The sequence below is a fragment of the Sphingomonas sp. genome, from assembly GCF_040398505.1.
In the GTDB taxonomy this organism is placed as follows: Bacteria; Pseudomonadota; Alphaproteobacteria; order Sphingomonadales; family Sphingomonadaceae; genus Sphingomonas.
The window spans coordinates 21,183-41,307 of sequence record NZ_JBBATX010000012.1 but is presented as its reverse complement, the minus strand read 5'-3'; the positions used below and the strand labels follow the sequence as shown (position 1 = coordinate 41,307).

Here is a 20,125-nt window from a genome sequence, read left to right as displayed (position 1 = left end):
CCCTGAGTTCCGCCGCCGCGTCGGCCAGCCGCTTGTCGCGTGTCCACAAACGCGCATCTGGCGTGAGCAGCGTGGCGGCGAGGAGATGCGCATCGACAAAGCCTAGGCCACGGCTGAACAGCGTGCCACGTTCGACCAGCGCCAGCACTTCCGCATCGCTCACGCGCACCGCCTGCGGCAAGCGCTGGAGCAAGGTGAGGAAGCCGATACGGTCGGCGAGGCTGCCCATCGCAAGTTCCCCCGTGACCATCGGATGGCCGAGCACATTTCCCGCCAACAGCACGCGGCCAAGTACCGCATCGCCGCTGCGCAAATGATCGATCCAGATGCCGGTATCGACGAGCAGCACTTTCAGGCCGTGCGGCGGCGCGGTCCGGCGGCTGCGTCCGGATCACTTCCCCCAAGGCGGGCGAGGCGGTGCGCTGCTTCGCGTTCGATCAACGCTTTCAGCGCTTCGCGAACCAGCGCCGATTTTTCCTTCAGGCCGGTATAGGCTTGGGCTTGCAATACGAGGTCGTCGTCTAGCGCGAGGGTTGTGCGCATGTTGGTGCCTCCGGGAGAGGCACGCTTTGTAGCATCGCGTGATGCTGGGTTCAATGCTGGGGGCAGGGAGGACGCGGGAGTAAATCCCGCGTCTTTCGTCGGACGGGTTCGCTTCGCGACCCGCCGGCCGGTCTCCGCCGTCTCAGGATTAGCTTTCGCTAATCCTGTGCGGGTCGCTCGTAAGGCTTCGCCTTACTTGCTGCGCTCGACTTGCTCAAATTCCAGCTCAACCGGCGTGGCACGCCCGAAGATGCTCACCGACACCTTCACACGGCTGCGGTCGAAATCCAATTCCTCGACAATGCCGTTGAAGCTCGCGAACGGGCCGTCGAGCACCTTGACCGAATCGCCGATTTCGAAATCGACCTTGATCTTCTGCTTGGGCGCAGCGGCGGCGGCTTCGTCCTTGGTGTTGAGCATCCGCGCGGCTTCCGCCTCGGGGATCGCTTGCGGCTTGCCATTGGGGCCGAGGAAGCCGGTAACCTTGGGTGTGTTCTTGACGAGGTGATAGACGTCGTCATTCATGTTGAGCTTGGCCAGCACATAGCCGGGCATGAATTTGCGCTCGACCAAAATCTTTTTGCCGCGGCGCGCCTCGGTGACCGTCTCGGTCGGGACTTCGATCTGCTCGACGAGCTGTTCGAGGCCCATGCGGGTCGCCTCCGACATGATCGAATCGCGGACCTTGCCCTCGAAACCCGAATAAGCGTGGATGATATACCAGCGTGCCATGGGATGTGTCTCTTACTTTGCGAGGCTGAGCAGCAGGGCGATGACCGCCTCGAAGCTGGTGTCGATCACGAAGAAGAACAGGCCGAGGATCACCGTCATGATCACCACCATAAGGCCCGTCGTCAGCGTCTCGCGCCGCGTCGGCCACACGACCTTCTTGGTCTCGGCCTGAACCTGACGGAAGAATTCGAGAGGGGTCGTCTTTGCCACGGTGCCTGCACTCTTGTTGTAACGTTGCGTGTCGGACATGGGCCCGCCGCCCGGGCCTGCCAAGGCCCGATGACGAGAATTCCCGATGTCGGAATGGGTACGGTCTAACAGGGGGCCGTGATAGGAGCAAGTCCCATCACGTCGGACGGCACAGGTGCCGCCGGCCGGCCTTGCGGCGTCTCGCGGGTCAGCTTCGCTGACCGCGTGCGCCTTCAGGCTTGGCAGGGGAGCTCGGACTCGAACCGAGGGCCTTCGGTTTTGGAGACCGACGCTCTAACCAACTGAGCTACACCCCTATCAACGGCGATCGTTAGCGTGCCGCCGCGTGGCCCGCAAGCGGCTTTACGCAGCGGCGCGGTCGCCCCAGTTGCGGTGCGCGAGGGCGCGCGCTTCGGCGACGGGGAGCGGGCGGCCGAAATAATAGCCCTGGACCTTGGTACAGCCGAGATCCTGCACCATGCGGTGTTCGTCCTCGGTCTCAACGCCCTCGGCAGTGGTGGCCATGCCGAGGCTTTGTGCAAGCGCGACCACCGCGCGGATGATCGCGATCGCCTCGGGCACTTTCTTCGACGCGCCGATCACGAAGCTGCGGTCGATCTTGATTGTCGAAAACTTCGTGCGGCTGAGATAGCCGAGCGAGGAATAGCCCGTGCCGAAATCGTCGAGGCTGAGGCGGACGCCGAGCCCGAGAATGCGCTCGAGCACCTTCACCGCGCCGGTATCGTCGCGCATGAACACGCTTTCGGTGACTTCAAGCTCGAGCCGGCTGGCGGGGAGGCCGCTATTCGCCAATGCCGAGGCGACGATCGCGACGAAGCCGGGATTGTGCAATTGTTCGGGCGAGACGTTGACCGCGATGCGCGTTTCACCGGGCCAGCTCGCCGCCTCGGTACAGGCCGAACGCAGCACCCACTCGCCGATCGGCGCGATCAGCCGCGCATCCTCGGCGAGCGGGATGAACTTGACGGGCGAGATCGAGCCGAGTTCGGGATGCGTCCAGCGCACCAGCGCCTCAAACCCTTTCAGGCTACCGGTGCCGGCATCGACGACGGGCTGATAATGCACGTCGAGCTCGTCATTGCTGAGCGCCTTGCGCAGCGCCTGTTCGAGGACACGGCGCTCTTCGGCGGCGACGTGCAATTGCGGTTCGTAGCAATGGTACATCCCGCCGCTCTGATCCTTCGAGCGGTAGAGCGCGAGGTCGGCCGAGCGGATCAGCATCTCCGCCGTCGCGCCGTCGCGCGGGCCGAAGGCGACGCCGACGCTGGCCCCGGTGTAGAGCGTGTGCTGATCGAGGTCATAGGGTTTGGCGAGCGCATCGACGATCGTCTGGGCGAGGCGTTCGACGCGCGCGCTGGCGCTCGCATCGCGCACGACGACCGCGAACTCGTCGCCGCCGAGCCGCCCGATCAGCTCATTCTCGCTCATCAACGCAGTGAGCCGTTCGGACACGCGCCCGAGCAACCGGTCGCCGATCGGATGGCCGAGCGAATCGTTGACCGCCTTGAAGCGATCGAGATCGATCATCATGAAGGCGCAGCGGCTGCCCCATTTGGTGGCGTCTACCATCGCGCGCGCCAGCGTTTCGTTGATGTGCAGGCGATTGGGCAGGCCGGTCAGCGTATCGAAACGCGCCATGCGGTTGATCTTGTCGGCCGATTCGCGCTGTTCGGTGACGTCCGATCCGACGCCGCGAAAGCCGATGAACGCGCCGCGTTCATCGATGCGCGGGTTGGCGGCGATTTCGAACCAGCGTTCGCTATCGTCGACCCACACCGGCAGCAACACGCCGCTGAACGCCACGCGTCCTTTCAAATGCTCGGCGAGCGTGCGCAGGCCCGCCGCGAAATTGCCGGCCTCCCAGGTCGGACCGGCCAACACTTCGAGCAGCGCCTTGCCGTTGATGCTGACGGGATCGAGCCCGACCGAATGCGCAAAGCGCGGCGAGGCGCGCACGATGCGGCGCGCGGCATCGGTTTCCCACAACCAGTCGGCGCTGTGATCCTGCGCCTCGCGCAGCAGCAAGCTGACGGTCTCGTCACGCTCGGCAAGCGCGATTTCCCCGGCGCGGATCACCACCAGCGCGCGGGCGCGGGTGAAGCAGCCGATCATCAGCAGCGTGGTAAAGAGCAGGACCGAGGCCGCCAGCACCGGCCCGCCGACAAAGAACAACATCGTGGAGATCGCCGCGCCGAGGACGCCTAAAAAGCTGAGCGTCGCCAGCGGCAGTGCCGCCATCGCGACGGCCGACGCGGTCATCAGCACCGACAATACGATCCACAGCCCAAGCGCGGTGGTGCTATCGGCGGTAGCGCCAAAGGCAAGCGGCGGCACCGACCAGACGGCCGCGAGCGCGATCCCCTCGAGCACCGTGTCGCGCACATCGTTTAGCGTGGCATTGCTGGCGGCGCGGTGGCGTGCGGCGAGGCGACGGAAGGTGACCGCCACCGCGACCGCTGCGACGACCGCGCTCCAGCTCGCCATCGCCCATAACGGCGCGGCGCGTTCGAGCAGCAGTGTAACCAGCGTCGCGCCGATGAGATTGGCCGCGAGCAGGAAGAAGGCGAGCTGGCTGCCGGCATGCAATTGCGCCGCGCGGATCGGCGCCCAATCGGTCGTGTCGGCAGGATCATACAGGCCGAGCAACGCTCTGGCGTCGATTCGCGGCATGGCGAATTGCGAGGTCGGTTCGGTACGCACGCCGCAGGGTGTAGCGCAGAAGCGTTAGCGGATCGTTATGGCGGGGAGCGCGGCCGGAATTCGACAGGCGCACCAACACGATCAGGCACGTCGATCAAGCCAATGTGACCGGCAGCTGTAGAAAAATCCTTCCGGACGGCGATTCGGGTGGCAGCGCGCCGGCGCGAATGTTGACTTGCAGCGACGGCAGAATCAGCGTTGGCGCGGCCAGCGTCTTGTCGCGCGCCTCGCGCATTGCGACGAACGCATCCTCGTCGGCGGTGTCCGCAAGATGGATGTTGCCGGCCGCTTCCGCCGCCACGGTTGTTTCCCACCGATACTCCGCGCGGCCAGCGGGGAGATAATCATGGCCAACAAAAATCCGCGTCTTAGGCGGCAAGGCCAGGATTCGCTTGATCGAGCGGTAGAGCGTTCGCGCGTCGCCACCCGGAAAATCGGCGCGCGCGGTGCCATAATCCGGCATGAACAGCGTATCGCCGACAAAGGCGGCATCCCCGATCAAATAGGTGTTGCAGGCCGGTGTGTGGCCCGGCGTGTGCAGGGCGCGGATTGTCAGCGTCCCCAGCGTCAGGCAGTCGCCCTCGCGCAGCAGAATGTCGAACTGGCTGCCGTCGGTTGCCACGTCATCGGCATCGAACATCGGCGCAAACACCTTTTGGACATCGGTAATATGCGTGCCGATGACCAACGCCGCAGCCGTCTTGCGCCGCAGATAGTCGCCTGCCGACAGATGGTCGGCGTGAGCATGCGTTTCCAGAATATAAGCGAGCGTCAGGCCCTGGCGGGCAATCACAGCCAACAGCGCATCGGCCGAGATGGTCGCCAATGTCCCGCCTTTGGGTTCGAAATCGAGCACGGGATCGATGATCGCGGCGGTTCCGGTCGGGGTGTCGACGACCAGATGGGTCGCGGTGAAGGTCGCAGGATCGAAAAAGGTCTGGACGCTGGGGTTCATGATGGAGCTCCTATCTCGCCTAATATAATCTCTTGCTAAATTAGTTTCAACGCATATATTTGCGGTATGGTCGACCTCGCCACCTTTGACATGACTCGCTTTGAAGAGAGCGCTGCGGCTGCGGCGCGTCTGCTCCGCGCACTCGCCAATGAGCGTCGCTTGATGATCCTGTGCCAATTGTCGGCGGGCGAACGATCGGTGGGCGCATTGCTCCCGCTCATCGGCCTGTCGCAATCGGCGCTGTCGCAACATCTGGCGGTGTTGCGCAGCGACGGGCTGGTGGCGACCCGGCGCGATGGCCTCGCGATTTACTATCGGATTGCCGATCCTGCAGCGGCGCAGGTGCTGGCGACGCTTGCCGCGATTTTCTGTCCCGATGATGTGGAGACATCCAATGCCCAAGACTCTGATCGCGCTGACGCCTGATTCTGTCGCGGAACGCCTGCGGCAGGGCCATGCCCTGCTGATCGACATTCGCGAGGAGGACGAATTCGCGCGTCGGCATGTTCCCGGCGCCGTGTCGCGCCCGCTGTCGCGGTTCGAGGCAGTGGCGCTGCCCGAGATGGCGGGGACCGATGTCATCTTCACGTGCCGATCGGGTATGCGCACGACCGCCAATGCGGCGCGGTTGGCTGCCCCTGTCGGCGGGCAAGCCTAGTTCTGGACGGGGGCCTTGATGGCTGGGCGCGCGCCGGATTGCCGGTGGAGGCCAATCGCAAGGCCCCGCTGGAAATGATGCGGCAGGTGCAGATCGTCGCGGGCTCGCTCGTGCTGACCGGGGTGGTTCTGGGGTGGCTGGTATCGCCCTATTTCTTCGGTGTGTCGGCCTTTGTCGGCGCTGGCCTGACCTTTGCCGGGATCAGCGGATTTTGCGGCATGGCCCGATTGCTCGGCTATCTGCCGTGGAACCGCGCGGTCGCGGCCTAGATCGTGGACGTTGCCAGCATATCCTATCCCGCTGCGATTGCAGGCGGCGCGGTCATCGGGCTGCTGCTTTCGGTGTTCGGCGGGGGCGGATCGGTGCTGGCGACGCCATTGCTGCTCTACATCGTCGGCGTGCGGGATCCGCATGTGGCGATCGGTACGTCGGCTGCGGCGGTTGCGGCCAATGCCGCGCTCGGCCTGTTCGTGCAGGCGCGCGCCGGCAGGGTGAAATGGCCCTGTGCTATGGTATTCGGCACCGCCGGGCTGAGCGGATCGCTGATCGGCGCGCATGTCGCCAAGCAGATCGACGGTAGCCAGCTATTGATCTGGTTCGCGCTGGCGATGGCGCTGGTTGGCGGATCGATGCTGCTGCCGCGTAAGGCAGATGGCGATGCGACCGTCCGCTTGACGACGGCGTTGACCTTCAAGCTGGCGCCAGCAGGAGCGGTGACGGGGCTTGCCGCCGGATTCTTCGGGATCGGTGGTGGCTTCCTGATCGTGCCGGGGCTGATGGCGGCAACGGGCATGACGCTGGCCAACGCCGCCGCGTCGTCGCTGGTGTCGGTCGTGTTGTTCGGCGCGGCGACCAGCGCGAGCTATGCGATGTCCGGTTTGGTCGATTGGTCGCTCTTTGCCGCGCTGCTCGGCGGCGGTGCGATCGGATCGGTGATCGCCATTCCGGTCGCACGATTGCTCGCAGACCGCGCGGCGGGGGCTCGCACCGCGTTTGCACTCATGGTGCTGGCGACCGCCGGCTATGTCGCGTGGGGCGCGCTGAGCTGAGCGCCCCGCGAGCCCCTGCGGCGGCGGCTTACGCCGCCAGGTCGTACGGTTTGATATCCCCGTTCAAATACAAATTGCGGGCCTTGGCCCGGCTCAATTTGCCCGAGCTGGTGCGCGGCAATGTGCGCGGCGGGATGAGTTCGATCACGCAGTTCATGCCGGTGACCGAGCGGACGCGTTCGCGGATCTCGTCGCGGAGGCGGACGCGTTCGGATTCGTCCGAGGTGCGGCACTGGACGAGGACGGCGGGGGTTTCCTCGCCGCCCGGCGTGGTGATCGCGAAGGCGGCGATGTCACCGGCCTTGAAGCCGGGGAGTTGCTCGACCGCCCATTCAATGTCCTGCGGCCAATGGTTGCGGCCGTTGACGATGATCATGTCCTTGGCGCGGCCGACGATGTAGATATAGCCGTCGCTGAGATAGCCCATGTCGCCGGTATCGAGCCAGCCATCGACGAGGCAGGCATCGGTCGATTCCGGATCGCGGAAATAGCCGACCATCACCGAGGGACCCGAGCACCAGATCTTGCCGATGGCGCGTTCGGGCAGGGGGGTGCCGTCTTCCTCGCGGATCTGGACTTGCATGTCCTTCACCGGCTTGCCGCAATTGACGATCGCGCGGAAGCGTTGCGGGCGATCTTCCCCCGCCGCGACGCCCGACAATTGCGTTTCCTCGACCAGTTCGACGCGAATGCCTTCGGTCGGCGGCATGATTGATACGGCGAGCGTCGCCTCGGCCAGACCATAGCTCGGCAGGAAGGCGCTTGCCTTGAAGCCGGCTTCGTCGAACGCATCGACAAAGCTTTGCATCACGTCGGGGCGGATCATGTCGGCACCATTGCCCGCGAGCCGCCAGCGCGACAGGTCGAAGCGGTCCGATGCCTTGGTCTGGCTCGACATGCGGCGTGCGCAAATGTCGTAGCCGAAGGTCGGCGAATAGCTGATCGAGGTGCCGGGGTTGCGGCTGATCATGTCGAGCCACGCGAGCGGACGGCGCGCGAAATCCTCGGTTTTGAGGTAATCGGTCGAAACCTGATTGGCGACCGGCGACAGGAAGCAGCCGACCAGCCCCATGTCATGATACCAGGGCAGCCACGAGACGCAGCGGTCACTCTCGATCACTTGCATACCGTGCGAATGCGCCGCGAGGTTGTTGAGCAATGCGTGGTGGGTGATGACGACGCCGTGCGGGAAGCGCGTCGATCCGCTGGAATATTGCAGATAGGCGATGTCGCTGCTTTTTGCCTGGGGCAGATCGACCATCGGCGCGGGGCGGATGACGAGTTCGGACCAGTCGACGCCCGTAACCCCGGCGGCGCGCGCGGCATCGCCGCCCATTTGCGCGAGTTCGGGGGGATAGATTAGCAGCGTTGGGTCGCAGCTGGAAAGCTGGACGCGGAGCTGTTCGATATAGGAATCGCGCCCGCCGAAGCTGCTCGGCAACGGCAGCGGCACGGGCCACGCCCCGGCATAGACCGTGCCGAAGAACAAAGCCGCGAAATCCGGGCTGGTCTCTGCGACGATCGCGATGCGGTCCTCGGGTTTGATCCCGGCGGCGATCAGGCGGCGTGCCATCGCCAGCGCATCGTCGCGCAATTCGGCAAACGGATAGGCGCGCGACAGCGTGCCGCGCGCATCGTGGAAATTCAGCCCGCGCGCTCCGCTTGCCGCATAATCGAGCGCTGCCCCCAGCGTCTCGAAATCGGCGAAGCGTCGTGCCAGCGTATCGGCGGTCGGGGTACCGACCACGTTTGGCGCGGCTGGCCCCGGTGTCGCCACCGAGGTTTTCCGCGTATCCGCTACATCCATCATCATCAGTGTTTGCGCCCTTGATCGCGACCGTTCGCCGACGGCCGCGCCTAATTTTTCGACATGCACCCCTGCTTGCGTCAGGCGTTCAAAATCGAGTTCGACTGTGGCACAATGATGGCGTCATGTTCCATCCAGCAAAGAACCGTTCGAAATCAAGAGAGATACGTACCGTCCCGCCCTTGGATGCGGCGGCGCTCGATCGGCTTGCGCTGCGCTATGTCGAGCGGTTCGCGACGACGCGGAGCCGATTGGCGCACTATCTGGTGCGCAAGATTCGCGAGCGCGGCTGGGACGGGGACCCGGCCGACCCGGCGGCGCTGGCGGAGAAGTTGGCCGACCTCGGCTATATCGACGACCGCGCCTTTGGCGAGGCGCGCGCGGCGGCGATGGGACGGCGCGGCCTGGGCAAGCGCCGCGTCGCGGGCGCACTCCATCAAGCCGGCCTTGTCGAGGAGGATCGCGACGCGATCGTCCCGGCGGTCGAGGATCGCGCGCTTGAGACGGCGATGGCATTTGCGCGGCGGCGGCGGATCGGCCCGTTCGCTGCGGTGCGCGCCGAGCGTGCCGAGCGCGAGAAGCACATTGCCGCGATGATTCGCGGCGGTCATGATTTTACGCTGGCACGGCGGATCGCCTCGCTCGGGCCGGGGGAGGCGCTTGACTCCAGCGACTGATACGTACGCGATTCGCGCGAATTGCGTGTCTATCGGCGCGGCTCGTTTCGCTTTTTGCGTCCGTACTTCGTCCATGCTAGCGACGTGCGCGGGGGATAGTTCGTGATGCGGAACGAAGTCATTCCGGCGCTTGGCGGCATCGACCGGGAGGGCGCGGCGGGTTGCGGCGCGGAGACGGCGGAGTCGTCGGCACGCGTCTACACCGGTATGCTCAAATGGTTCGATATGACCCGCGGCTTCGGGTTCGTCGTGGCCGATGATGCAACCGTCGGCGACATCCTGATTCATTTCTCCGTCTTGCGGCCGCATGGGCGACGCAGCCTGCCCGAGGGCGCGCGGATCGAGTGTCTGGCAGCGGTGCGCGAGCGGGGGCTGCAAGCGAGTGAGATCCTGTCGATCGACCTGAGCGACGCGGTCGAGCCGCCGATCCGCCCCCGCAGCGACGGCGTGCGCGGCGATTCCGCCGCGCTGATCGAGCAAGCCGGGCCGTTCGAGCCGGTGACGGTCAAATGGTTCAATCGGCTGAAAGGCTATGGTTTTCTGCTGCGGTCGCGCGATGCGAGCGATGTCTTCATCCATATCGAAACGCTGCGCCGCGCGGGGATCGAGGAAATCGAACCGGGGCAAGCGTTGCAGGCACGCATCGTCGAGCGCGACAAGGGTCCGCTGGCTGTAATCGTCGAAGACGAAGAAGGCTGAGGACCGATTATGGGCGTTCGATATGCGGCTTTGCTGGCACTCGCTGTGCTCGCCACTACGCCGGGGTGCCACGGCGCGACCGACACCACCAAGGGCGCCGAAGCCTCAAGCGGCACCGTCGCGCTGACCATCACCGGCAGCACGGGTGCCCATGCGTTTGTCGTCGAGGTCGCGAAAACCGCCGATGAGCAGGAGCGCGGGCTGATGTTCCGCACCGATATTGCGCAAAATGGCGGTATGCTGTTCGCGCCCTATCCGCCCGATGGCGGACCACCGCGCGCGGCCAATTTCTGGATGAAGAACACGCCGAGCCCGCTCGATATCCTGTTCATCCGTCCCGACGGGACGATCGCGCGGATTGCGGAAAACACGGTGCCGCAGTCCGAAACGCCGATCCCCTCGGGCGAGCCGGTCAGCGCGGTGCTGGAGCTGCGCGGCGGGCGCGTGCTCGATCTCGGCATTGCCGAGGGTGACCGGGTTAGCTGGCCGAGGCGGCCGCGCTAGATCGGGAAACGCGGTTGAAGGCGGCGCGGCGGCGCGCTAAGCGCGGTGGCATGGGCATCAACCTCAATCCCTTCACTTGGTGGAATGGCGCAACCATTGGCACGGCGTTTGGCCTGCGCGGCAAGGCGCGGGTCGGCGAGGACGCGCTGGGCAACGTCTATTATCAGGGCGGCAGCGACACGGCGGGCAACCCGCGCCGCTGGGTCATTTATAACGGGCCGAACGATTCGAGCCGAGTCGCACCCGAATGGTTCAGCTGGCTGCACCATCAAGTCGATGACGTGCCCGATCGCGCGCTGCCTGCGGCGCGCGTGTGGCAATTGCCGGCCGAGCCCAATCTGACCGGTACGGTCGCGGCCTATCGCCCCAGGGGTGCGCTCGAAAAGGGTGGTGTTCGCGCCGCTGCAACCGGCGATTATGAAGCGTGGGTTCCCGACGCGTGAAGCGCGCCGGCAGGTGGAGCGGGGTGCTCGTGCTGGCACTGCTCGCCGCCGGATGCGGGCCGACCAAGCCGGTTGCGCCCGATACAAAACCGACCCCGGTCACCGCGCTCGATGCCGATACCAGCGCGAGCAATATCGTAACGGTCGATCTCGGCGGCGGCGTCGATCCGAGCTATGGCGCGACGCCGATGGTGGACCGCGTCGCGACGCTCGGGCTGCTCAACAAGCGCAATGGCGCGGCGCGCGATGTCGTGCTGAAGCCGGGCAAGGCGATGCGAATCGGTGACGTCGTGGTGCGGCTGCGCGCGTGCGAACGGACCGCGCCGTGGGAGCAGGAACAGTATACGGGTGCGTTCGTCCAGGTCGATGTGCAGGGCAGTGACACGAGCTGGCGCCGGGCGTTTTCGGGCTGGCTGTTCAAGGAACGCCCCGCGCTCAATGTCGTCCAGCACCCGATCTACGATGTGTGGATCAAGAATTGCGCGATGACCTTCCCGCTCGGCGGTCCCGATTCGGTCGCGGGTGGCGGTGCGCCCGGCTCCAGCAACATGCCGCGGTCGAGCGCGAAGAAATCACCCGCAGCCGCGGATGACGCGCCCGAGCCGACCACGCCCGAAATCGCCGCGGACAATGCGACGAGATAATCGGCGCGGCTGATTTCGACCGCGCCGAGCGAGGCGAGGTGATCGGTCAGGAATTGGCAGTCGAGCAAGGTGAAGCCGCCAATGCGCAGCCGCGCGACGAGCCATGCCATCGCGACTTTCGACGCATCACGCGCGCGGCTGACCATGCTTTCCCCAAAAAAGGCACGACCGAGCGCAATGCCGTACAGCCCACCGGCGAGCGTATTGCCATCCCACACCTCGATCGAATGCGCGAAGCCCATGGCGTGGAGTTGGTTGGTGACGCGTTCGATCGGCGCGTTGATCCAGGTGTCGGGACGGTTGCCGACCGATTGTGCGCACAGCGCGAGGATTTGCGGAAAGGCCTGGTCGGCGGTGACGCGAAAACGGTCGGCGACGAGCGTCTTGCGCAGCGAGTGCGACACATGGAAACCGTCGAGCGGCAGGATCGCGCGCTCGCTCGGCTCGACCCAATAGACGTCCGCGGCATCGCGCCCGTCCGCCATCGGGAAGACGCCGACCGAATAGGCCCCCAGCACCAGTTGCGGGTCAAGCGGCGGGATCGGGTCTGGGTCGTCGTCGGGCGGCGGCGTCACCGCTGACGTCATTGGGCGATGCGACGCTCGATCGCCTGCCACAGCTGCGCGAAAGCTTGCGCACCCGCCGATCGCGCCGCGAAGCTGCCGACCGGGGCGCGGCGCGCGGTGACCTGTTCGATCAGGCTTGCCATCGGGATGACGGGCCAATCCGGGTGCCGCGCCAGCGCATCGGCATGCAATTTGCGCCGACGATCGACCATCGAGTGGACCGGCATGACCTGCGCCTTCGACCCGAGATGCTTGAGCACCTCGACGAGCGCGCGCTCCGATAGCGGGGATGGGATGACGGGGACGACGATCAGATCGGCGGCGCGCATCACTTGATCGCTCGTCTCGGTCAGGCCCGGCGGGCAGTCGAGCAGGATGCGGTCATACTCCTTGCGCAACCCGGTCAGCAGCTTTTGCAGCCGCTTCTTCTTGTCGAGTTCGTGGAACAACAGGTCGAGCCCGCGCAGCGACGCATCCGCGGGCAGCAAATCGAGCCGCGGAGTCGCGGTCTTTTCGATCAATTTGTCGGGTTCGACATCCTTGGCGAAGACCGACTGCGCCTGGTCCTTCGCTCTGGCATCTGGTTTGGCCGAGAGCAGAAAGCTCGACGCGGCTTGCGGATCAAGATCCCACAACAGGGTGCGCCGCGACGATGCGGTCGCGGCGACCCAAGCAAGATTGACCGCGAGCGTCGTCTTTCCGACGCCGCCCTTCAGACTGTAAATCGCAATCGTCGACACAATCGAGCCCCTCTTTTACGAACGGCCAATGTGGCGGATGCCGAAGAGCGGTGCAATCGGCGGAATTATCCGACCTTGCAGAGCTGCGCTGGCTTGCCCGGCTCCGTCAGCGTGACCGCCTTGGGGTTGCCGGTCATTTCATAGCCATCGGCCTTGAGCGGATCGCCGGCCTTGTCGGCGGTCAGTTTGACCGGTGTGCCATTCTTGCTGGTCTTGACCAGAACTTGCTTGTCGCCATCGAAGAAGGTGACGAAGGCGAGGCTGTTATCCTTGCAGCGCAAGCTGACATCGGCCTTGATCGACGGCGGGAGTTCGATCGGCGCCTTGTTGGCGAGGACCGATGCCATCGGATCCGGCGCGACGTTCGTCACCTCAGTCGGCTTATTGTCACAAGCCGAGAGCGCGAGCAGCGCAACGGCGACGGCGGGGAGGATGCGGATGATCATTCGATTTTCTTCGCTCACGCGGCATCGGGCGTCAAGACCGTAGCTTACTCTAGGACGTCAGTTTTTTGCGTTGCAACAATTCTGTAACGTAACGGTCATCTCGTTTCGCGGGCTTGCCACCGGGCGACAGGCATGAAAGGCTTGGGTCTTAAGACGTTGGGAGCGCGGGAATGGCGGCGGACATCACCAGCTATGCGGCCTTCTGGCCCTATTATCTGCGCGAGCATGCCAAGCCGGAAACACGTGCGATCCATTATGCCGGGACCGCGCTGACCTTCGTGTTCCTGGCGGTGGCGATCGTGGCGGGCGGCTATTGGTGGCCGGCGCTGCCGATCGCGGGATATGGTTTCGCCTGGGCCGCGCATTTCGGGGTGGAGAAGAACCGTCCGGCGACCTTCACCTATCCGTTATGGTCGCTGGCGAGCGATTACCGGATGTTCTTTTTGTGGGCGAGCGGGCGGCTGGGGCCGCATTTGCGCGCGGCGGGGGTTCACGGACGCGACGCGACCTGAACATCGGTCTGCGGGAAGTCGTCGCCCTTGAACAGCAGCGGCGCAGCCTCCGTCTTCGCCAGAGCATAGGCGAAACAGTCGCCATAATTCAGCTTGGCCGGATGATGGCCTTTGCCAAACCGGCGATAGGCATATCGCGCGACCTTCGTCTGATCGCGCGTTACGGGTACGATGTCGATATCGAAAAACGCGACAAGGCGATCAAGTCGTTCACTCAGAACATCGTCGCGGAGAGAATCGATTTTGATGCCCGCCTCAAGGTAACTGGCGGCAGACATCTTCAGGCGGCCCTTCTTGCCCAAGAGGATGGACAGGAAGCGAGGCGTTTCTGGTTCCTCGCGCAAAAAGCAAATCAGGACGGACGTATCGACGATCAACGCGGCAATCCATACTCGTCATAGAGAAGATCGTCCATGTCTGCCGACGTTAAGCCACCCGGCCAGCGTGCGCGACTGCCGTCGACGATTTCGTAAAATTCCGTTTCTTTTGCGCGTAGTTCGTCCGGCTCCCAGAGGCGCTCGCGTCGAACGGCCGCGAGCCGCATGCGCAGCGCACCGATAACCGCTTGTGTTACATCTTCTCCACTTTCAGAGGCCAACCGCTCGGCTAGAAGTTGCGCTTCGGCACTTTCGATCGTGAGGGCGGTAGGCATCGTTTCCTCCTACTCGAAAGTCTACCACGTCTGCTTCCGCCCCGCCAAGCGAAGCTTGCTTGCCGCGAGGAGAGGGGACGCATAGCTAAGGCTCATGCACACCACCCCCAACACGCTCGCTTTGATCGGCAACACGCCACTGGTTTTCCTCAAAGGGCCGAGCGAGGCCGCCGGCGCCGAAATCTTCGGCAAATGCGAATTCGCCAATCCCGGCGCTTCGATCAAGGATCGTGCCGCGCTCGGGATCGTCGAGGATGCCGAGGCACGCGGGCAGATTGCGCCGGGTGGGACCTTTGTCGAGGGGACGGCGGGCAATACCGGGATCGGCCTCGCGCTCGTCGCCAATGCCAAGGGCTATAAGACGATCATCGTGATGCCCGAGACGCAGAGCCGCGAGAAGATGGATACGCTGCGCGCATTGGGGGCCGAGCTCGTGCTCGTGCCCGCTGCGCCCTATTCGAATCCGGCGCATTTCGTCCACACCTCGCGCCGGATCGCCGAGGAGACGCCCAATGCGGTCTGGGCCAATCAGTTCGACAATATCGCCAATCGCAAAGCGCATATCACCGGCACGGCCGAGGAAATCTGGGCGCAGATGGACGGGCGGATCGACGGGTTCACCTGCGCCGCGGGGACGGGCGGGACGATCGCCGGGGTCGGGATGGGGCTGAAGGCGAAGAACGAGGCGGTCTGCATCGCGCTGAGCGATCCGTATGGCGCAGCCTTGTACAATTATTATGCGCATGGCGAGTTGAAGGCCGAAGGATCATCGGTCGCCGAAGGGATCGGGCAGGGGCGGATCACCGCCAATCTGGAGGGCGCGCCGATCGATACGCAGTTCCGCATTTCCGATGCCGATGGGATGGAGTGGGTGACGCGGCTGCTGGCCGAGGAAGGGCTGTGCCTGGGGCTTTCGTCGGGGATCAACGTGGCGGGTGCAGTGTTGCTGGCGCGGCATCTGGGCCCGGGCAGCCGGGTCGCGACGATCCTGTGCGACACCGGGTTCCGCTATCTCTCAACACTCTACAATCGCGCGTGGCTCGAGGCAAAAGGGCTGGCGGTGCCGCCATGGCTGGCCTCAGCCTAAAGGCTGGAATCGACAAGCGCATCTTAATGCGTTACATTTATGCCACAGCTTATGAAAATTATCGCACAGCACCCGCAACGGGAAGCAGGCCAGACAACCCAGCGCGTGAAGGTCGGCATGATCGGCCTCGCCGCGGTCGTGCTTCTCATCGGCCTCGCGGCCGCCATTTTCGCGACGATGAACCACGACCGCGGCGTCGCCGCGATCGGGAGCGCCCGCCCCGAGGTCGTGTCGGCGATCGTATCCGGCAATAACGCCGAACCCGTTATCGCGACCAAGGAACCGCTTGCCGAGTTGGGCGTCGCGCCGAGCGCCGCGATCGCCAGCAATGCCGCCCAAGCGCAGCCACACGCCACCAGCACGCGTCCATGACCTCGAATCAGGCCGGTTCGCCGGGGATTTTGCGGGAAAATGCCGCGCATCGGGCGGGTGCGGCGGGGATGGCAGGGGCTGGCGCGATGATCTCTTCGAACACACCGGGAACAAGTTGATATGGCGCGACAAAAATCGCGGGAGAATTTAAGGGATTAAACCTAGGTCCCCGCCATTCCCCGGCTTTCCCCTTGTATCCCCGGTAAATCACGTGTTAACTCTGCCTTCAACAGGGGCAGACTCATCTCGCCTGCGCGACAGTGCGCTGAGAATCGCAACGGATGCGATTCTCGGGACGGGAGAGGTTTGCCCGGCAGTGCGGGGTGGGCGTGGACGAACGCAGCGAATATCAGGGAGACGGTCTTGGCCTTGTCGATGACAAGGGCCGGGTCGCGATTCCTGCCTCGCTGCGACAGGCGCTGGCCGCCAATTCCCCGCGCCCCGATGGCAAGGATGGTGGCACGATCATCGTCGGCGTCCATCCCAGGCAGACCTGCCTGCGTGCCTATGACCCCGCCTTCGTCAAGATCCTGAAGGCCAAGGTCGAAGCGCGCGAGACCGCGCATACCGGCGAGGATGGCGAGCCCAATTACAATTTCAAGCGGCGCGGCGCGAGCGGCGAGCAAGCTCCGTTCGACGGCTCGGGCCGTTTCATCATGCCGGCTTTTCCACGCGACTATGCCAACATCGGTGAGCATGCCTTTTTCTGGGGCACGTTCGATTGGATCGAGATTTGGGACCCGGCGACGCTGATCGCGGCGACCGATGTCGACCCGGTAATGCAGGCGGCGTGCCGCTTTCACTGCAAGCAGAGGGGGATCGCGCTGTGATCCCCGCAAATCCTGTGATCTCCGAAGATCGGGTGAACGACGCGCCGCATGTGCCCGTGTTGCTGGCCGAAGTGCTCGATGCGCTCGCTATTGCCCCCGGCGAGACACACGTCGATGCGACCTTCGGCGCGGGCGGCTATACGCAGGCGATGCTGGCGCAGGGCGCGCGCGTGTTCGCGTTCGATCGCGACCCGGATGCGATTGCCGCGGGTGCGGCGATGGTCGCGGCGGCGGACGGTGCGCTGACGCTGGTGCCCGCGACCTTTTCGGCGATGGATGCCGAACTCGCCGCGCGCGACGCCGTGCCGGTGCAAGGTGTGACGATGGATATCGGCGTGTCGTCGATGCAGCTCGATCAGGCCGAACGCGGCTTTTCGTTCCAGTCCGACGGCCCGCTCGACATGCGGATGAGCCAGGAAGGCCTGAGCGCCGCCGAGTTCGTCAACGAGGCCGACGAAGCGCACATCGCCTATGTCATCAAGGAATATGGCGAGGAGCCGCGCGCGCGCCGCGTCGCGCAGGCGATCGTCTACAACCGCCCGATCACGCGCACCGGCGAGCTCGCGCGGATCGTGCGCAAGGCGCTTGGCTACAAGCCGCAGGACAAAAAGGACCCCGCGACGCGGACCTTCCAGGCGATCCGCATTCACATCAACCGCGAGCTGGGCGAGCTGGCCGATGGCCTTGCCGCGGCCGAGCGCGTGCTGGCGCCCGGTGGTCGGCTGGCGGTGGTGACGTTCCACAGCCTCGAGGACCGGATGGTCAAGCGGTTCCTGCGTGAGCGCAGCGGATCGCTGCCCTCGGGATCGCGGCATTTACCCGAAGTGGCGGCGAAACATGCGCCGAGCTTCGAAATGGTCGGGCGGGCGTTACGCGCCGACGACGATGAGATCGCGCGCAATCCGCGCGCCCGTTCAGCCACGCTTCGTACGGCAACGCGTACCAGTGCCGCCGCATGGCCGGAACAATCTGTGACAGAGGGAGCGATGTGATGCTGGGTCTGGCGTGGAAAAGCCTTGGGTGGTTTCTGGCGGGTGTCGCGGTGGCGCTCGGCTTTCTGCTGGTGCCGCTGCAGGTGGCAGCCGAGCGCAAGAAGCTCGATCGTACGGCGAGCGAAATCCTGCGCGCCAAGCGCGATATTCGCGCGCTCGAAACCGAATTCGATACTCGCGCGAGCCTGGCGCAACTCGACAAATGGAATGCCGAATCGCTGGGTATGGTGGCACCTGCCGCCGACCAGTTCGTCGCGGATGAAGCGGCCTTGGCCTCGATCGAGCCGACGGCAACCGGCGTTGGTCCGCAAATGGCGTCGTTCGTGCCGGCCGCGCCGGTTTATGCCGGAACCAGCCAAGCGCCGGTTGCGGAGTCAGCGGCCCCCGCTGCACCTGCGCCTGCACCGCGCAGCGCAATGGCGGCGGTTGCCGAGCCTCAAGCACAGCCGGCGTCGCGGCCCCGTGCCGAGGCGCGCCCCCGCGCAGCGCTGGCGTTGCTCGATCGCGCGTTGCTCGATGACAGCGTGATCGGCGATTTACGCAGCGGCGCCCGCGCGGAAATCGGGCACCAACGGTGAGTCTGCTCGTCGCCCGCCCGATTCCGGCGCGCCGCTCGACCGATCAGCGGCACGCGCTGGTCGCGGTCGCGCATGTGCGGCTGATGATGCTGATGCTGCTGATCATTGCCGGTTTCCTGCTGGTGATCGGGCGGATTGCGCTGCTCGGTCTGCTCGGCACGCCGGCGGGCGCGGCGACGCTGACGATCAATCCGGTGGTGCGTGGCGATATTCTCGACCGCAATGGCCAGCCGCTGGCGCGGACGATCGAAGCGTGGACGATTGGCGTGCGACCGCCCGACTTGCTGGGTGACCGGCAGGTATTGGCCGGGCAATTGGCGGCGCTGATGCCGGCGCATGATTCAGCCTGGTATCTCGACCGGCTGAGCATGAAGGGCAAGTTCACCTATCTGGAGAAGCACGCCTCGCCGGCTTTGGTGAATCAGGTCCATGCGCTGGGCGAGCCGGGGATCGTTTTCGCGCGCGAGCCCGAGCGGCTGTATCCGCAATCGACGCTGGCGGCACATGCGCTTGGCTATATCGGGCCGACCGCGACCGACCCCCGCCTGCTGGGGCGCGCCGGGATCGAACGCGCGTTCGAGGCGCGGCTGACCGATCCGCGGCTGCGTGGCCAGCCGATTTCGCTGTCGATCGATTCGCGCGTGCAGGCGGCGATGGAGAGCGAGCTCGGCCGTGCAATGGTGTCGTTCAAGGCGAAGGACGCAACCGGCGTGGTGCTCGACGTGCGCACCGGCGAAGTGATCGCGATGGTGTCGCTGCCGGTCTATAATCCCAACAAATTGAGCGGCACGAGCATCGATGCGCTGCGCAACAATGTGACGCAATCGGTGTATGAGCTGGGCTCGACCTTCAAGCCGATCACGATGGCGGCGGCGATCGAGAGCGGCGCGGTGACATCGATGGCGCGGCGGTTCGATGCGACGGTGCCGATCAAGGTCGGGCGCTTCACGATCCATGACGACCGCGGCGACGAGCAGAAGCGCTGGTTGAATATTCCCGAGACGCTGATCTATTCGTCGAACATCGCGACGGCGCGGATCGCCGAAGCGATGGGCAAGGACAAATTGACCGCGATGTTCACTGCGATGGGGTTTGGCGAGCGCCCATCGATCGAACTGCGCGAGCGCGCCGGGCCGATCTGGCCGACCTATTGGGGCGATACGACGCTGATGACCACGGCCTATGGGCACGGCATTGCGGTGACCCCGCTGCATCTCGCCAACGCCTATGCGACGCTGGTCAATGGCGGGATCTGGCGGCCGACGACGATGCTGAAGGTCGCACCCGGCGCGGCCCCGGCGGGACGGCGGGTCCTGTCCGAAGCGACGAGCGCGCGGATGCGGCAATTGCTGCGGATGGTCGTCCTGCTCGGCACCGGCAAAAAAGGCGAGGCCCCGGGCTACCGCGTCGGGGGCAAGACCGGCACCGCCGAAGTGGCGGGTGCCGGTGGCTATTCAAAAAAGGCCAACGTCTCGACCTTCGCCGCTGCCTTCCCGATGGATTCGCCGCGGTATGTGGTGGTCGCCATGCTCAACTCACCGGTCGGCAATGCCGAATCGTTCGGGATCACCGCGGCGGCATGGACCGCAGCCCCGGTCGTCAGCCGCGTGATCGCGCGGACCGGATCGCTGCTCGGCGTGACGCCTGATATGAAGCGCGATATCGATGTGTCCGACCTGACACCGCTGGTGTGGCACGGCGCGGGCGACCGCAAGAACGCGGAATGAGA

At 65.0% G+C, this 20,125-nt stretch carries 27 protein-coding genes, 1 tRNA gene and 1 pseudogene; 16 read left to right on the top strand and 13 right to left on the bottom strand.

The features are described from left to right. From ABWP09_RS03250 to ABWP09_RS03220, 7 genes are all read right to left on the bottom strand, one after another. The coding region (locus ABWP09_RS03250) for a type II toxin-antitoxin system VapC family toxin (protein ID WP_353203724.1) at positions 1-349 on the bottom strand (349 nt) is incomplete at its 3' end. 2 nt (positions 350-351) lie between these two features. Continuing rightward, a complete protein-coding gene (locus tag ABWP09_RS03245) occupies positions 352-543 on the bottom strand; it encodes a type II toxin-antitoxin system VapB family antitoxin (protein WP_353203723.1) in 192 nt (63 codons plus the stop codon). 192 nt (positions 544-735) lie between these two features. After that, positions 736-1,275: a transcription termination/antitermination protein NusG gene (gene nusG, locus ABWP09_RS03240; RefSeq protein ID WP_353203722.1), complete on the bottom strand. Its 540-nt coding sequence runs from the start codon at positions 1,273-1,275 to the stop codon at positions 736-738. Between the two features lie 12 nt (positions 1,276-1,287). Then, positions 1,288-1,485 carry a preprotein translocase subunit SecE gene (gene secE, locus ABWP09_RS03235; RefSeq protein ID WP_353203730.1) on the bottom strand — a complete coding sequence of 66 codons (198 nt, stop codon included), beginning with the start codon at positions 1,483-1,485 and terminating at the stop codon, positions 1,288-1,290. 219 nt (positions 1,486-1,704) lie between these two features. After that, positions 1,705-1,781 (bottom strand) — tRNA-Trp (locus ABWP09_RS03230). Positions 1,782-1,827: 46 nt separating this feature from the next. Continuing rightward, entirely contained in the window at positions 1,828-4,155 is a 2,328-nt protein-coding gene (locus tag ABWP09_RS03225; protein WP_353203729.1) for a putative bifunctional diguanylate cyclase/phosphodiesterase, read from the bottom strand. A gap of 124 nt (positions 4,156-4,279) precedes the next feature. Continuing rightward, the gene (locus ABWP09_RS03220; protein WP_353203721.1) at positions 4,280-5,140 is read right to left on the bottom strand and encodes an MBL fold metallo-hydrolase; all 861 of its coding nucleotides are present in this window, start codon (positions 5,138-5,140) and stop codon (positions 4,280-4,282) included. A gap of 66 nt (positions 5,141-5,206) precedes the next feature. Here ABWP09_RS03220 and ABWP09_RS03215 point away from each other — a divergent pair, with 66 nt between their 5' ends. The 4 genes from ABWP09_RS03215 to ABWP09_RS03200 all read left to right on the top strand — a co-directional run bounded on the left by ABWP09_RS03215 (position 5,207) and on the right by ABWP09_RS03200 (position 6,847). Next, positions 5,207-5,566 (top strand): ArsR/SmtB family transcription factor, encoded by a 360-nt coding sequence (locus ABWP09_RS03215; RefSeq protein ID WP_353203720.1) that lies wholly within the window; start codon positions 5,207-5,209, stop codon positions 5,564-5,566. Next, entirely contained in the window at positions 5,535-5,798 is a 264-nt protein-coding gene (locus ABWP09_RS03210) for a rhodanese-like domain-containing protein (RefSeq protein ID WP_353203719.1), read from the top strand. Before ABWP09_RS03215 ends, ABWP09_RS03210 begins: the two co-directional genes overlap by 32 nt. Positions 5,799-5,872: 74 nt before the next feature. Beyond that, positions 5,873-6,067: a YgaP family membrane protein gene (locus tag ABWP09_RS03205; RefSeq protein ID WP_353203718.1), complete on the top strand. Its 195-nt coding sequence runs from the start codon at positions 5,873-5,875 to the stop codon at positions 6,065-6,067. 3 nt (positions 6,068-6,070) lie between these two features. Continuing rightward, positions 6,071-6,847, top strand: coding sequence for a sulfite exporter TauE/SafE family protein (locus ABWP09_RS03200; RefSeq protein WP_353203717.1), 777 nt, complete (start codon positions 6,071-6,073; stop codon positions 6,845-6,847). Positions 6,848-6,875: 28 nt separating this feature from the next. On the opposite strand, the gene ABWP09_RS03195 is transcribed toward ABWP09_RS03200, so the two are convergent. Next, entirely contained in the window at positions 6,876-8,660 is a 1,785-nt protein-coding gene (locus ABWP09_RS03195) for a fatty acyl-AMP ligase (RefSeq protein WP_353203716.1), read from the bottom strand. A 119-nt stretch (positions 8,661-8,779) separates the two neighbouring features. Here ABWP09_RS03195 and ABWP09_RS03190 point away from each other — a divergent pair, with 119 nt between their 5' ends. From ABWP09_RS03190 to ABWP09_RS03170, 5 genes and pseudogenes are all read left to right on the top strand, one after another. Further along, positions 8,780-9,331, top strand: coding sequence for a regulatory protein RecX (locus tag ABWP09_RS03190; RefSeq protein WP_353203715.1), 552 nt, complete (start codon positions 8,780-8,782; stop codon positions 9,329-9,331). A 207-nt stretch (positions 9,332-9,538) separates the two neighbouring features. Continuing rightward, positions 9,539-10,030, top strand: a complete 492-nt coding sequence (locus ABWP09_RS03185; protein WP_353203728.1) for a cold-shock protein — start codon at positions 9,539-9,541, stop codon at positions 10,028-10,030. A gap of 9 nt (positions 10,031-10,039) precedes the next feature. After that, positions 10,040-10,534 carry a DUF192 domain-containing protein gene (locus tag ABWP09_RS03180; protein WP_353203714.1) on the top strand — a complete coding sequence of 165 codons (495 nt, stop codon included), beginning with the start codon at positions 10,040-10,042 and terminating at the stop codon, positions 10,532-10,534. A gap of 50 nt (positions 10,535-10,584) precedes the next feature. After that, entirely contained in the window at positions 10,585-10,977 is a 393-nt protein-coding gene (locus ABWP09_RS03175) for an NADH:ubiquinone oxidoreductase subunit NDUFA12 (RefSeq protein WP_188445761.1), read from the top strand. 188 nt (positions 10,978-11,165) lie between these two features. Continuing rightward, positions 11,166-11,399: pseudogene (locus tag ABWP09_RS03170) on the top strand (DUF2155 domain-containing protein); the annotation flags it as partial. Positions 11,400-11,434: 35 nt separating this feature from the next. On the opposite strand, the gene aat reads toward ABWP09_RS03170, so the two are convergent. The 3 genes from aat to ABWP09_RS03155 form a co-directional block, all read right to left on the bottom strand. Then, positions 11,435-12,196 (bottom strand): leucyl/phenylalanyl-tRNA--protein transferase, encoded by a 762-nt coding sequence (aat, locus tag ABWP09_RS03165; protein ID WP_353203713.1) that lies wholly within the window; start codon positions 12,194-12,196, stop codon positions 11,435-11,437. 8 nt (positions 12,197-12,204) lie between these two features. After that, positions 12,205-12,927 (bottom strand): ParA family protein, encoded by a 723-nt coding sequence (locus ABWP09_RS03160; RefSeq protein WP_353203712.1) that lies wholly within the window; start codon positions 12,925-12,927, stop codon positions 12,205-12,207. 65 nt (positions 12,928-12,992) lie between these two features. Then, positions 12,993-13,373, bottom strand: a complete 381-nt coding sequence (locus tag ABWP09_RS03155; protein WP_353203711.1) for a hypothetical protein — start codon at positions 13,371-13,373, stop codon at positions 12,993-12,995. Positions 13,374-13,543: 170 nt separating this feature from the next. On the opposite strand from ABWP09_RS03155, the gene ABWP09_RS03150 reads away from it, so the two are divergent. After that, positions 13,544-13,885, top strand: coding sequence for an Mpo1-like protein (locus tag ABWP09_RS03150; RefSeq protein ID WP_353203710.1), 342 nt, complete (start codon positions 13,544-13,546; stop codon positions 13,883-13,885). Here ABWP09_RS03150 and ABWP09_RS03145 read toward each other — a convergent pair. Together ABWP09_RS03145 and ABWP09_RS03140 are read right to left on the bottom strand one after the other, a co-directional pair. Then, positions 13,864-14,262, bottom strand: coding sequence for a type II toxin-antitoxin system VapC family toxin (locus tag ABWP09_RS03145; RefSeq protein ID WP_353203709.1), 399 nt, complete (start codon positions 14,260-14,262; stop codon positions 13,864-13,866). The two genes, ABWP09_RS03150 and ABWP09_RS03145, sit on opposite strands and share 22 nt — an antisense overlap. Beyond that, positions 14,259-14,537 (bottom strand): type II toxin-antitoxin system VapB family antitoxin, encoded by a 279-nt coding sequence (locus ABWP09_RS03140; RefSeq protein ID WP_353203708.1) that lies wholly within the window; start codon positions 14,535-14,537, stop codon positions 14,259-14,261. The genes ABWP09_RS03145 and ABWP09_RS03140 overlap by 4 nt, the downstream gene beginning before the upstream one ends. Positions 14,538-14,631: 94 nt before the next feature. On the opposite strand from ABWP09_RS03140, the gene ABWP09_RS03135 reads away from it, so the two are divergent. The 6 genes from ABWP09_RS03135 (at position 14,632) to ABWP09_RS03110 (ending at position 20,123) form a co-directional block, all read left to right on the top strand. Further along, on the top strand, positions 14,632-15,624 hold the full coding sequence (locus ABWP09_RS03135; protein ID WP_353203707.1) for a cysteine synthase A: 993 nt from the start codon (positions 14,632-14,634) through the stop codon (positions 15,622-15,624). A 51-nt stretch (positions 15,625-15,675) separates the two neighbouring features. After that, positions 15,676-15,996, top strand: coding sequence for a hypothetical protein (locus ABWP09_RS03130; protein WP_353203706.1), 321 nt, complete (start codon positions 15,676-15,678; stop codon positions 15,994-15,996). A 329-nt stretch (positions 15,997-16,325) separates the two neighbouring features. Continuing rightward, positions 16,326-16,826 carry a division/cell wall cluster transcriptional repressor MraZ gene (locus ABWP09_RS03125; protein WP_353203705.1) on the top strand — a complete coding sequence of 167 codons (501 nt, stop codon included), beginning with the start codon at positions 16,326-16,328 and terminating at the stop codon, positions 16,824-16,826. A gap of 32 nt (positions 16,827-16,858) precedes the next feature. After that, a complete protein-coding gene (rsmH, locus tag ABWP09_RS03120; protein ID WP_353203727.1) occupies positions 16,859-17,818 on the top strand; it encodes a 16S rRNA (cytosine(1402)-N(4))-methyltransferase RsmH in 960 nt (319 codons plus the stop codon). Beyond that, positions 17,818-18,396 (top strand): hypothetical protein, encoded by a 579-nt coding sequence (locus ABWP09_RS03115; RefSeq protein WP_353203704.1) that lies wholly within the window; start codon positions 17,818-17,820, stop codon positions 18,394-18,396. The genes rsmH and ABWP09_RS03115 overlap by 1 nt, the downstream gene beginning before the upstream one ends. After that, on the top strand, positions 18,393-20,123 hold the full coding sequence (locus tag ABWP09_RS03110; protein WP_353203703.1) for a peptidoglycan D,D-transpeptidase FtsI family protein: 1,731 nt from the start codon (positions 18,393-18,395) through the stop codon (positions 20,121-20,123). The genes ABWP09_RS03115 and ABWP09_RS03110 overlap by 4 nt, the downstream gene beginning before the upstream one ends. Positions 20,124-20,125: the final 2 nt, after the last annotated feature.